This window comes from Enterobacter cloacae complex sp. P17RS (assembly GCF_014895885.1).
Classification (GTDB): domain Bacteria; phylum Pseudomonadota; class Gammaproteobacteria; order Enterobacterales; family Enterobacteriaceae; genus Enterobacter; species Enterobacter bugandensis.
Genome location: NZ_JADBQK010000010.1, coordinates 205,520 through 218,547, shown reverse-complemented (window position 1 = coordinate 218,547; position 13,028 = coordinate 205,520). Strand labels below are relative to the sequence as shown.

10 protein-coding genes are annotated in these 13,028 nt (G+C 58.8%); 5 read left to right on the top strand and 5 right to left on the bottom strand.

Annotated features, from left to right (window positions below):
- Position 1 precedes the first annotated feature (1 nt).
- Both efeO and efeU read right to left on the bottom strand, forming a co-directional pair.
- Positions 2-1,129, bottom strand: a complete 1,128-nt coding sequence (efeO, locus tag IM265_RS11100) for an iron uptake system protein EfeO (protein WP_028012666.1) — start codon at positions 1,127-1,129, stop codon at positions 2-4.
- Positions 1,130-1,169: 40 nt separating this feature from the next.
- A complete protein-coding gene (efeU, locus tag IM265_RS11095) occupies positions 1,170-2,003 on the bottom strand; it encodes an iron uptake transporter permease EfeU (RefSeq protein ID WP_028012665.1) in 834 nt (277 codons plus the stop codon).
- A gap of 251 nt (positions 2,004-2,254) precedes the next feature.
- Here efeU and IM265_RS11090 point away from each other — a divergent pair, with 251 nt between their 5' ends.
- Positions 2,255-3,439 carry a NupC/NupG family nucleoside CNT transporter gene (locus IM265_RS11090; protein ID WP_047368266.1) on the top strand — a complete coding sequence of 395 codons (1,185 nt, stop codon included), beginning with the start codon at positions 2,255-2,257 and terminating at the stop codon, positions 3,437-3,439.
- Positions 3,440-3,487: 48 nt separating this feature from the next.
- Here the strand turns inward: IM265_RS11090 and IM265_RS11085 are convergent, their stop codons facing one another.
- Entirely contained in the window at positions 3,488-3,907 is a 420-nt protein-coding gene (locus tag IM265_RS11085) for a DUF3574 domain-containing protein (RefSeq protein ID WP_048960511.1), read from the bottom strand.
- Positions 3,908-4,023: 116 nt separating this feature from the next.
- Positions 4,024-5,532 carry a sodium/proline symporter PutP gene (putP, locus tag IM265_RS11080; protein ID WP_136486161.1) on the bottom strand — a complete coding sequence of 503 codons (1,509 nt, stop codon included), beginning with the start codon at positions 5,530-5,532 and terminating at the stop codon, positions 4,024-4,026.
- A 422-nt stretch (positions 5,533-5,954) separates the two neighbouring features.
- Between putP and putA the strand changes: the two genes are divergently transcribed.
- Both putA and IM265_RS11070 read left to right on the top strand, forming a co-directional pair.
- Positions 5,955-9,917, top strand: a complete 3,963-nt coding sequence (gene putA, locus IM265_RS11075; RefSeq protein WP_193030976.1) for a trifunctional transcriptional regulator/proline dehydrogenase/L-glutamate gamma-semialdehyde dehydrogenase — start codon at positions 5,955-5,957, stop codon at positions 9,915-9,917.
- A gap of 51 nt (positions 9,918-9,968) precedes the next feature.
- The gene (locus IM265_RS11070; protein WP_041910548.1) at positions 9,969-10,364 is read left to right on the top strand and encodes a lysozyme inhibitor LprI family protein; all 396 of its coding nucleotides are present in this window, start codon (positions 9,969-9,971) and stop codon (positions 10,362-10,364) included.
- Here IM265_RS11070 and rutR read toward each other — a convergent pair.
- Entirely contained in the window at positions 10,361-10,999 is a 639-nt protein-coding gene (rutR, locus tag IM265_RS11065; protein ID WP_182035284.1) for an HTH-type transcriptional regulator RutR, read from the bottom strand. The genes IM265_RS11070 and rutR overlap by 4 nt on opposite strands.
- A 245-nt stretch (positions 11,000-11,244) precedes the next feature.
- Here rutR and rutA point away from each other — a divergent pair, with 245 nt between their 5' ends.
- Positions 11,245-12,336, top strand: coding sequence for a pyrimidine utilization protein A (rutA, locus tag IM265_RS11060; RefSeq protein ID WP_041910549.1), 1,092 nt, complete (start codon positions 11,245-11,247; stop codon positions 12,334-12,336).
- Positions 12,336-13,025, top strand: a complete 690-nt coding sequence (gene rutB, locus IM265_RS11055; protein ID WP_063943692.1) for a pyrimidine utilization protein B — start codon at positions 12,336-12,338, stop codon at positions 13,023-13,025. The genes rutA and rutB overlap by 1 nt, the downstream gene beginning before the upstream one ends.
- Positions 13,026-13,028 lie beyond the last annotated feature (3 nt).

Genomic DNA, 13,028 nt, shown 5'->3' with positions numbered 1-13,028 from the left:
CTTAATCCAGACCCAGTACGCCGCGCAGCAGGGAGAGATCTTCCGCCAGCGTCGTAATCGGGCCTTTCAGCGCGTTACGGTCGGCGTCGGTCAGCTTGTCGTAGGTTTCGAACCCATCTTTGGTACGGTACTTCGCCAGGATGGTATCGACCTTTTTGAAGTTGGCATCTACTTTCGCCAGCAGTTCGCCGTTCTCTTTCTGCAGCTGAGGACGCAGCAGCTCGACAATCTTCTGCGCGCCGTCGACGTTGGCCTGGAAGTCCCACAGGTCGGTGTGGCTGTAGCGATCTTCTTCACCGCTGATTTTGCTCGCGGCCACTTCTTCAATCAGACCGGCCGCGCCGCCCACCACCTTCGACGGCGGGAAGGCCAGCTCGCTGATGCGCTTTTGCAGCTCCAGCACGTCGGTGTTCAGCTGCCCGGCGTATTTCTCCATTCCTTTGGTGGAGTTATCGCCAAACAGGGCTTTTTCCAGACGGTGGAAGCCGGTGAATTTCGGATCGGCGGCCTTCTGCTCGTAGTCATCTTCGCGGGCATCAATGCTGCCGTCGAGGTCAGAGAACAGCTCGGCAATCGGCTCGATGCGCTCGTAGTGCTGACGGGTTGGCGCGTACAGGGATTTCGCTTTTTCGATATCGCCCGCTTTCACGGCGTCGGTGAAGGCTTTGGTACCCGTGACCAGGTCCGCCGTCTCTTTGGTGACGTAGGCTTTATAGGCGGTGATGGCGTCGCCCAGGCTCAGCAGGGCCGTGCCTTTGGCCGCGTCCGCCGTCGCTGCACCTTTGACGATCAGCTTGCCTTTAGGGTTGGTCAGCAGGCCGCAGGTCATGTCGTATTCACCCGGCTGCAGGTTGGCGGTCATCTTCTGACTGAAGCCTGGCGCGATGTTCTCGCGCTCTTCCACCACCATCACGCCTTTGAGGATCTCCCACTCCAGCGCCTTCTGGCTGTGGTTCTGAATGATAAACTGGGTTTTACCGCTGTTAACCGTGATGGTCATCGGCTCGCACTGCTTATCGTTAACGGTGACTTTTACCTGCGGAATATCCGCAGCCTGCGCAGCGAATGCAGAAGCGAACAGCGCGGCAATGCCTGCGCACAATGCACTACGACGAAACTGAATTGCCATGACTCTTCCCTTAAAAAGTATGTTGTAACTAAAACAATAATTACGGCGCAACGCGCGACGCCTGCGAACCGGTACGCGGCGGCATCGCGAACAGCACCAGCGCCGGAACCAGATAGATAAAGTACATCGCCACTTCGCTGACGCTCGGCGTTTCCTGGTAGCCGAAGATGCCTTCGAGCAGGGTGCCGGTCAGTGAATGGGTGGAGAGAACGTTGCTAAGATCGAACGCCACGTCCTGGAAGTGGTTCCACAGGCCCGCCTCGTGGAAGGCGCGGATCGCCCCTGCCGCCAGCCCCGCGGCCACCAGCAGAATGAACAGGCTGGTCCACTTAAAGAAGGCGCCCAGGTTGAGGCGAATGCCGCCCCAGTAGAGCAGAAAGCCCAGCACCACCGCCGTTGCCAGACCGAGCATTGCGCCCAGCGGCGGCCAGATGCCCACATCCTGCTGGAATGCCGCCAGCAAGAAGAAAACCGATTCCAGACCCTCGCGCGCCACGGCGAAAAAGACCATCATAATCAGCGCCCAGCCGTGGTGATTCCCCTTCTGCAGGGCGTTATCCACCGCCTGCTCCAGCTGCACCTTCACGTTGCGGGAAACTTTGCGCATCCAGAAGACCATCCACGTCAGGATGAACACCGCAATCACGGCGACGATACCTTCAAACAGCTCCTGCTCTTTCTGCGGGAATTCGCCGGTGGTTTCATTGATGAGGATACCTAAGCCCAGGCAGAGCGCCGCGGCAAGGAAGACGCCAACCCACATCACGCCAATCCAGCGCCCACGCTGGGTGCGCTTCAGATAGCTGGCGATAAGGCTGACAATCAGGGCCGCTTCAAGGCCTTCACGTAACATAATGAGAAATGGAACAAACATGCCGACACCTTAAATGTTTATCGCGGTCAACTGATGCAAAGAAAGGTAAATTCTTGTGATAGTGATTATCATTACGGCGAAAGGAAACACAAGCGAAATGTGTGGTGATTTGATGACGAGTTGTAAACGCAAAGCCTGTTAATAGTTGCCGCCGTTACCGTTAAGTTTATAAGTTATAATAAAAATGCCCATTTACGGTTAACCAGTGCTGTGGCTAAATATCCGCCTCAAAAACCAACCGAAAATATTCCATGTTTAAGATTGTCCATTTCCTGCTGGCGCTGGTGATTATTCTTGCGCTAGCCTGGCTGGTGAGTTTCGACCGCCGAAAAATTCGCATTCGTTATGTTTTACAGCTGATTGTTATTGAAATTGCCCTGGCGTTCTTTTTCCTGCACGCCGAAAGCGGGCTATTCCTGATTAAATACGTTTCCGGCTTCTTTGAGTCACTGCTGAAATTTGCCTCGGAAGGGACGAATTTCGTCTTTGGCGGAATGGGAGAAAAAGGGCTGGCGTTTATTTTCCTCGGCGTGCTGTGTCCGATTATTTTTATTTCCGCACTGATTGGTATTCTCCAGCACTGGCGGATCCTGCCGATTTTTATTCGAATCATCGGGACGCTGCTGTCAAAGCTGAATGGCATGGGCAAGCTGGAATCGTTCAACGCGGTGAGCTCGCTGATCCTCGGCCAGTCGGAAAACTTCATTGCCTATAAAGGCGTGCTGGGGGATCTCTCCTCGCGTCGTCTGTTCACCATGGCGGCCACGGCCATGTCGACGGTCTCCCTGTCGATTGTCGGTGCCTATATGACCATGCTCGACGCCAAATTTGTCGTTGCCGCGCTGATCCTGAATATGTTCAGCACCTTTATTATTCTCTCGGTCATTAACCCGGTGCGTCCGGAAGCCGAGCCGGATATCAAGCTGGAAAAACTGCACGAATCCCAGAGCTTCTTTGAAATGCTGGGCGAGTATATTCTGGCCGGTTTTAAGGTGGCGATGATTATTCTGGCGATGCTGATTGGGTTTATCGCCCTCATCAGCGCCGTTAACGCCCTCTTCTCCAGCGTATTCGGCATGAGCTTCCAGCAGATCCTGGGCTATGTGTTTTATCCGCTGGCGTGGCTTATCGGGATTCCGCTCAGCGATGCGTTAAACGCGGGCAGCATTATGGCAACCAAGCTGGTGGCGAATGAATTTGTAGCGATGATTGAGCTGCAAAAAATTGCTCATGAAATGTCACCGCGCGGGCTGGGTATTTTGTCCGTCTTCCTCGTCTCGTTTGCCAACTTCGCCTCCATCGGCATCGTCGCCGGGGCGATTAAGGGGCTGAACGAGCAGCAGGGCAACGTGGTGTCGCGGTTTGGTCTGCGCCTGGTATACGGTGCGACGCTGGTGAGCCTGCTGTCGGCGAGCTTTGCGGGATTAGTGCTGTAAATAGCTTTGCTACAAAACAACAACGGCGGGTTATCCCGCCGTTTTTTATTAAAACTGTACGCACACCGGCTGGTCGACCCGCATCACCGATTCCTGCGCGAAACGAGACTTATAGATCCCGCGCAATGCTTCGATGTTCTTCTCGCTTTGCGCATCTTTACCGTGGATAAGCATTAACGCTTTGCTGGATTCACGCGCCACTTTCCCGTCGTTCCCCAGCCACTGCCCGCGCGCATCAAACACCGTTAAGCCATCGCGAAAACGCGGCGTCACGTCCTGGTCAACAAACTGCTGCCACTCGCTGCCGGTAATCTGCGCCCCTGCCGGGCGATTCAAGCCAAAATAGAGCGTGGTCTGCTGCATCTGGTTATCCGCTTTGCAGGTCTCCACCGCCGCACGCTGCGAGGGTGCGTTACAACCCGCCAGCATCAATATTGCCACCGCCATTAACCCTGTTTTGATTGTCATGTGTCGCTATCCTCATTGTTATAAGCACATGGATATCACAGGAAAATACGGATTTTGGCAAGAAAAAAGCCGGGTGGCGCTTGCGCTTACCCGGCCTACGGTACTGCGTGAGAAAATTATTCTGCCTGAAGCTTAGTCGGCGGCGCAGTGTGGTAGTGCGCATCCGCTTCCGCAAAGCGCTTCTGCATAGAGGCAGACGGCGCTTTACCCAGCAGGCTGAACACCACAATACCGATGCTGCCGAAGATGAAGCCCGGAATGATTTCGTACAGGCCCAGCCACGCGAACTGCTTCCAGACGATGACGGTCGCCGCACCGATGATCATCCCCGCCAGCGCGCCGTTGCGGGTCATGCGTGACCACATAACGGAGAACAGCACCACCGGCCCAAACGCGGCACCGAAGCCCGCCCACGCGTAGCTCACGAGACCCAGCACGCGGTTTTCCGGGTTGGCTGCCAGCGCAATGGCTACCAGCGCCACCACCAGTACCATAAAGCGCCCTACCCACACCAGCTCTTTCTGGCTCGCATTTTTACGCAGGAAGGCCTTGTAGAGGTCTTCGGTGATTGCACTGGAGCAAACCAGCAGCTGGCAGCTCAGGGTGGACATCACCGCCGCCAGGATCGCGGAGAGCAGAATACCGGCAATCCACGGGTTAAACAGAATCTGCGCCAGCTCGATGAACACGCGCTCGGCGTTCTGGTTCACCGCGCCCGCCTGCGCCGGGTTATTGCTGAAGTAGGCGATACCGAAGAAGCCGACCGCACACGCGCCCGCCAGACACAGGATCATCCACGTCATGCTGATGCGACGCGCGTGAACGATGGTGTGATGAGAATCCGCCGCCATAAAGCGCGCCAGAATGTGCGGCTGACCGAAGTAGCCCAGGCCCCAGCCCATCAGGGAGACGATGGCAACGAAATTCAGCCCTTTCAGCATGTCGACGTTTTCGATGCTCTTCTGCTTGATCACTTCCAGTGAATCGCCAAAGCCGCCAACGGTGAAAATCACAATCACCGGGGTCAGGATCAGGGCGAAGATCATCAGGCTCGCCTGCACGGTGTCGGTCCAGCTGACGGCCAGGAAGCCGCCCACGAAAGTATAGAGGATGGTTGCCGCCGCACCGGCCCACAGGGCGGTTTCGTAGCTCATACCGAAGGTACTTTCGAACAGACGCGCACCCGCCACGATGCCGGAGGCGCAGTAGATGGTGAAGAACAGCAGGATCACCACCGCGGAGATAATGCGCAGAATGCGGCTGTTATCTTCAAAGCGTCCGGTGAAGTAGTCCGGCAGCGTCAGGGCATTATTGTTAGCCTCGGTATGCACGCGCAGACGGCCTGCCACCAGCTTCCAGTTGATCCACGCGCCGACGGTCAGGCCGATGGCGATCCAGCTTTCGGAGATACCGGAGATGAAAATCGCGCCCGGCAGCCCCATCAGCAGCCAGCCGCTCATGTCGGATGCGCCCGCAGAGAGCGCGGTGACCATTGGGCCTAAGCTGCGCCCGCCAAGGATGTAGTCGTCAAAGTTTTTAGTGGAACGCCATGCCAAAAACCCTATCAGGATCATGCCAAAAATATAAACGAGAAATGTCACCAGCATCGGTGTGCTAATAGCCATTCAAATTCTCCAAAATGTCGAGCGACAACCGTCCGGGTTGCCTTGTTATGTCATCACCGGAACGTAGTGATGTGTGTATGTGTTTCCGTTGGGCGCGCTATCCTGCCGTATACGCTTCCCACTGACAAACGATTTAACACTGCATTTACATGAATTTCATCCCTGGTTTTATACGTCTTTCCTATAGGTTGCACTCGCTCACATTTATACGGGTTGCACCTTTTAAAAGTGTTAAGCACCGCATAAAAACAGGCTTCACATGCAGAAGCCAGCGCTTTTTTCCAGCTAACTATTCGTTAACAATCCATTCATTTTCCAGCTTGCAAACCAGGTCACATTTAACACGGTTGCACAAAGTTGCAACATGGTGGATATTTCACGCTATCAACAGAACGCTATTACAGAACAACAGGAGTTTTGGCATGGGGATGACCACCATGGGGGTTAAGCTGGATGACGCGACCCGCGAACGGATTAAGACCGCAGCAACCCGCATTGACCGCACACCGCACTGGTTAATCAAGCAGGCGATTTTTAACTATCTGGAAAGGCTGGAGAGCGAAGACGGCCTGCCGGAGCTGCCTGCCCTGCTGGCGGGCGCAGCGAACGAAAGCGAAGACGCCGCGACGGCGGTGGAAGAGAACCACCAGCCGTTCCTCGAATTTGCCGAGCAGATCCTGCCTCAGTCCGTCAGCCGCGCCGCCATTACCGGGGCTTACCGCCGCGCCGAAACCGACGCCGTGCCGATGCTGCTGGAGCAGGCCCGCCTGCCGGAAGCCGTTGCCGCCCAGGCGCACAGCCTGGCGTATCAGTTAGCCGACAAGCTGCGCAACCAGAAAACCGCCACCGGCCGCGCCGGGATGGTGCAGGGCCTGTTGCAGGAGTTCTCCCTCTCCTCACAGGAGGGCGTGGCGCTGATGTGCCTGGCGGAAGCGCTGCTGCGTATTCCGGATAAAGCTACCCGCGATGCGCTGATCCGCGACAAGATCAGCAACGGCAACTGGCACTCCCACATTGGCCGCAGCCCGTCGCTGTTCGTCAACGCCGCCACCTGGGGTCTGCTGTTTACCGGCAAGCTGGTCTCCACCCATAACGAAGCCAACCTGTCACGCTCTCTGAACCGCATTATCGGCAAGAGCGGCGAGCCGCTGATCCGCAAGGGCGTGGACATGGCGATGCGCCTGATGGGCGAGCAATTCGTCACCGGGGAAACCATTGCCGAAGCGCTGGCGAATGCCCGCAAGCTGGAAGACAAAGGTTTCCGCTACTCCTATGACATGCTGGGCGAAGCGGCGCTCACCGCCGCCGATGCGCAGGCCTACATGGTCTCTTACCAGCAGGCGATCCACGCCATCGGTAAAGCGTCCAACGGTCGCGGTATTTATGAAGGCCCGGGCATCTCTATTAAGCTCTCCGCCCTGCACCCGCGCTATAGCCGCGCGCAGTACGACCGGGTGATGGAAGAGCTCTATCCGCGCCTGAAGTCCCTGACCCTGCTGGCGCGCCAGTATGACATCGGCATTAATATCGACGCCGAAGAGGCTGACCGTCTGGAGATCTCCCTCGATCTGCTGGAAAAACTGTGCTTCGAGCCGGAACTGGCAGGCTGGAACGGGATTGGTTTCGTCATCCAGGCCTACCAGAAACGCTGTCCGTTCGTCATTGATTACCTGATTGACCTGGCCAGCCGCAGCCGTCGCCGCCTGATGATCCGCCTGGTGAAAGGCGCCTACTGGGACAGCGAAATCAAACGCGCCCAGATGGAAGGTCTGGAAGGCTATCCGGTTTATACCCGCAAGGTCTACACCGACGTCTCTTACCTCGCGTGCGCGAAAAAACTGCTCGGCGTGCCGAACCTGATTTATCCGCAGTTCGCGACCCACAACGCCCATACCCTGGCGGCGATCTACAGCCTGGCCGGGCAGAACTATTATCCGGGCCAGTACGAGTTCCAGTGCCTGCACGGCATGGGCGAACCGCTGTACGAGCAGGTCACCGGTAAAGTGGCGGACGGCAAGCTGAACCGCCCGTGCCGCATCTATGCCCCGGTGGGCACCCACGAAACCCTGCTGGCGTACCTGGTGCGTCGTCTGCTGGAGAACGGGGCGAACACCTCCTTCGTTAACCGCATCGCCGACACCACCCTGCCGCTCGACGAACTGGTGGCCGATCCGGTGCAGGCCGTTGAGAAGCTGGCGGCGCAGGAAGGCCAGATTGGTCTGCCGCATCCGAAAATTGCCCTGCCGCGCGAGCTGTACGGCGCGGGCCGCGTCAACTCGGCGGGCCTGGATCTGGCGAACGAACACCGTCTGGCGTCGCTCTCCTCTGCCCTGCTCAACAGCGCATTGCAGAAATGGCAGGCCAAACCGATCCTTGAGCAGTCCGTTGAGGACGGTGAAATGCAGCCGGTGATCAACCCGGCAGAGCCGAAGGACATCGTCGGCTACGCGCGTGAAGCAACCGAAGCGGAAGTGGAACAGGCGCTGGAGAGCGCGGTGAATAACGCGCCAATCTGGTTCGCCACCCCGCCGCAGGAGCGTGCCGCCATTCTGGAACGCGCCGCGGTGCTGATGGAAGATCAGATGCAGCAGCTCATCGGCATTCTGGTGCGCGAAGCGGGTAAAACCTTCAGCAACGCCATCGCCGAAGTGCGTGAGGCGGTCGACTTCCTGCACTACTACGCCGGTCAGGTGCGCGATGATTTCGACAACGAAACGCACCGTCCGCTCGGTCCGGTGGTCTGTATCAGCCCGTGGAACTTCCCGCTGGCCATCTTCACCGGCCAGATTGCAGCCGCCCTTGCCGCAGGCAACAGCGTGCTGGCGAAACCGGCAGAGCAAACCCCGCTGATTGCCGCCCAGGGCATCAACATTCTTCTGGAAGCAGGCGTTCCGGCGGGCGTGGTGCAACTGCTGCCAGGGCGTGGTGAAACGGTGGGCGCCAAACTCACCTCCGATAACCGCGTTCGCGGCGTTATGTTTACCGGTTCGACCGAAGTGGCCTCCCTGCTGCAACGCAACATCGCCACCCGTCTGGATGCGCAGGGTCGTCCTACCCCGCTTATCGCCGAAACTGGCGGCATGAACGCCATGATTGTTGACTCCTCCGCGCTCACCGAGCAGGTGGTTGTTGACGTGCTGGCCTCCGCCTTCGACAGCGCCGGTCAACGCTGCTCCGCCCTGCGCGTGCTGTGCTTACAGGATGACGTGGCTGACCACACGCTGAAGATGCTGCGCGGCGCGATGGCGGAATGCCGCATGGGCAACCCGGGCCGTCTCACCACCGACATCGGGCCGGTGATCGACGCGGAAGCCAAAGCCAACATTGAAAACCATATTCAGGCCATGCGCGCCAAAGGCCGTCCGGTGTTCCAGGCGGTGCGCGAGAACAGCGAAGATGCCCGCGAGTGGCAGACTGGCACCTTCGTGCCGCCTACGCTGATTGAGCTGGCAAGCTTCGACGAGCTGAAAAAAGAGGTCTTCGGCCCGGTGCTGCACGTGGTGCGTTACAACCGTAACAACCTCAACGCGCTTATCGACCAGATCAACGCCTCCGGCTACGGCCTGACGCTCGGCGTGCATACCCGTATCGACGAGACCATTGCGCAGGTCACCGGCACGGCCAAAGTCGGCAACCTGTACGTCAACCGCAACATGGTTGGCGCGGTCGTGGGCGTGCAGCCGTTCGGCGGCGAAGGCCTCTCCGGTACGGGTCCGAAAGCGGGCGGCCCGCTCTACCTGTATCGTCTGCTGGCGAACCGTCCTGAGAACGCACTGGGAGTCACCCTGGCGCGTCAGGATGCGGAGTATCCGGTGGATGCGCAGCTGAAAACCGTGCTAACCCAGCCGCTGGAGGCGCTGATCGCCTGGGCGGAAAAACGTCCTGAGCTGCGTGCGGTTGCGCAGCAGTACGGCGAGCTGGCGCAGGCCGGTACCCAGCGTCTGCTGCCGGGGCCAACCGGCGAGCGCAACACCTGGACGCTGATGCCGCGCGAGCGCGTACTGTGCGTGGCGGATAACGAGCAGGACGCGCTGGTACAGCTAGCCGCGGCGATGGCCACCGGGTGTGAAGTGCTGTGGCCGGACGATGCGCTGCATCGCGATCTCGCCAAACAGCTGCCGAAAGCGGTCTCGGCCCGTATTCACTTCGCAAAAGCCGATGCCCTGCTAACCCAGCCGTTTGACGCGGTGATCTACCACGGTGATTCCGACCAGCTGCGCGAGCTGTGCGAGCAGGTGGCGGCCCGCAGCGGGGCGATTGTTTCCGTGCAGGGCTTCGCCCGCGGGGAAACCAACCTGCTGCTGGAGCGTCTGTACGTGGAGCGCTCGCTCAGCGTCAACACCGCGGCGGCGGGCGGTAACGCCAGCCTGATGACAATCGGCTAACGCTGTGCTAATAAGGCTCCGGAGACGGAGCCTTATTTTATTGGGGAGTATATGAAACGATATCTTATCGCCGGTGCGGCACTGCTGCTCAGCACCAGCGCGCTGGCCAACGAGTGCGACAACGCCACTACGCAGCTTGAACTGAACACCTGTAGCGCGCAGCAGTACCAGGCAGCCGATAAAAAACTCAACCAGACCTACCAGGCCGCCATCAAACGCGCGGCGGCCCCCCAGCGCGACCTGCTGAAAAAAGCGCAACAGGCGTGGATTACCCTGCGCGACGCGGACTGCGCGTTTATCGGTTCGGGGACGGAAGGCGGGAGCGTCCAGCCAATGATTGTTAACCAGTGCCTGGCGGAAAAAACCGTGGAGCGCGAGGCGTTTCTGGCCTCGCTGATGCAATGTGAAGAGGGCGACTTAAGCTGCCCTCTCCCGCCGGGCAATTAACGCACGCGGATCCCTTCGATAATCATCCGCTGCACGTTTTCGAGGGTGCTCTGGAAAAACGCCTCGTCCTGGAGCGTTTTACCGGTTACCGCCTCGACCTGGGCCGCAAAGTCAGCGTAATGCTGGGTAGCGGCCCAAATCATAAAGATCAGGTGCTGCGGGTCGACCGGGGCCAGCTTTCCGCTGGCAACCCATCCGGCGATAATCGCCGACTTATCGTCCACCAGCTGCTTTAAATCCCCCGTCAGCTCCGCCTGCAGCAGCGGCGCGCCCTGCAGCATCTCGAGGCAGAACAGCCTTGACGCCTGCGGGTAATCGCGCGACACCTCCAGCTTCAGGCGAATGTACTCTTTAATCGCCACCAGCGGGGCCAGCTCCTCGCGGAACGCTTTCAGCGGCGCCAGCCAGATATCGAGGATCTGCTGCATCACCGCCACATACAGCGCCTCTTTCGACGGGTAATAGTAGAGCAGATTGGTTTTAGACACCCCGGACTGCTCCGCCACCTGCTCCAGGCGCGTGCCGTGAATGCCAAACTGTGAAAAGGTCTCCAGCGCGGCGCTGAGGATCGCCTGCTTTTTGGCGCTCACCGCCTGCGAACGTTTTCCGGGTGTTTTCACTGCGCCTTGTGTCATTTCCGCTCTCCATTTTCTTTCCTGCGCTCAGCATAGCAAAACCCCCGCCTCGCCACGACCTTCTGCACTCCCATCGCGCATGAGTGCCTGTTTTCTGTGCAATGTTTTTGACCATTTAGTCCACATTTAGCGGCATCAATTCCCCAACCCCCCATTAACACATTAATAACACAAGCGTTTTCAAAACTGGCATTGCCTTTGCAAAACCACCGTTACACCTGCGACGTAATGAAGAGAGGTTCGTGATGAAAATTGGCGTATTTGTACCCATCGGCAACAACGGCTGGCTTATCTCGACCACTGCACCGCAGTACATGCCGACCTTTGAGCTGAACAAAGCCATCGTGCAGAAAGCGGAGCACTACCATTTCGACTTTGCGCTTTCGATGATCAAGCTGCGCGGCTTTGGCGGCAAAACGGAATTCTGGGATCACAACCTGGAGTCCTTCACACTGATGGCCGGGCTGGCAGCGGTTACCTCGCGGATCCAGATCTACGCCACCGCGGCCACCCTCACCCTTCCGCCCGCGATCGTGGCACGCATGGCCTCCACCATCGACTCCATCTCCGGCGGGCGCTTTGGCGTTAACCTGGTCACCGGCTGGCAAAAACCGGAGTACGAGCAGATGGGACTCTGGCCGGGGGACGATTACTTCTCCCGTCGCTACGACTACCTGACCGAATACGTACAGGTGCTGCGCGACCTGTGGGGCACCGGCAAAAGCGACTTCAAAGGCGACTTCTTTACCATGAACGACTGCCGCGTCAGCCCGCAGCCGTCGGTGCCGATGAAGGTGATTTGCGCCGGGCAGAGCGACGCGGGGATGGAATTCTCCGCGAAATATGCTGACTTCAACTTCTGCTTCGGCAAAGGCGTTAACACCCCTGCCGCCTTTGCCCCGACCGCGGCACGCATGAAGGAGGCCGCCGACAAAACCGGGCGCGACGTGGGCTCGTACGTGCTGTTCATGGTCATTGCCGACGAAACGGACGACGCCGCGCGCGCCAAATGGGAGCGGTATAAGGACGGCGCTGACGACGAAGCCCTGAGCTGGCTTACCGAGCAGAGCCAGAAAGACACCCGTTCCGGCGCAGACACCAACGTGCGCCAGATGGCCGACCCGACCTCCGCCGTCAATATCAACATGGGCACGCTGGTTGGCTCGTACGCCAGCGTTGCCAGGATGCTCGACGAAGTGGCAGCCGTTCCCGGGGCGGAGGGCGTCCTGCTGACCTTCGATGATTTCCTCACCGGCGTGGAAACCTTCGGCGAGCGCATCCAGCCGCTGATGCAGTGCCGCGCCCATATCCCTGCCGTCACGAAGGAGGTGGCGTAATGACGACCTTAAACGCTCGCCCGGAAGCCATCACCTTTGCGCCGCAGCAGAGCGCGCTGATCGTGGTGGACATGCAAAACGCCTATGCCAGCCAGGGCGGTTATCTGGATCTGGCGGGGTTCGACGTCTCCGCCACAAGGCCTGTGATCGAGAACATCAAAACCGCCGTCGCCGCCGCGCGCGCGGCGGGCATGCTCATCGTCTGGTTCCAGAACGGCTGGGATGACCAGTACGTCGAGGCAGGCGGCCCCGGCTCGCCCAACTTCCACAAGTCGAACGCCCTGAAAACCATGCGCAAGCGGCCCGAACTGCAGGGCAAGCTGCTGGCCAAAGGCGGCTGGGATTATCAGCTGGTGGATGAGTTGGTCCCGCAGGCGGGTGATATCGTCCTGCCGAAACCACGCTACAGCGGCTTTTTCAACACCCCGCTCGACAGCCTGCTGCGCAGCCGGGGCATTCGCCACCTGGTGTTCACCGGCATTGCCACCAACGTGTGCGTGGAATCGACCCTGCGCGACGGCTTTTTCCTCGAGTATTTCGGCGTGGTGCTGGAAGACGCCACCCACCAGGCCGGGCCGGAATTCGCCCAAAAGGCAGCTTTGTTCAATATCGAAACCTTTTTTGGCTGGGTCAGTAACGTTGCGGATTTCTGCGACGCCCTGAATCCTCCGCTCGCCCGTATCGCCTGAGGA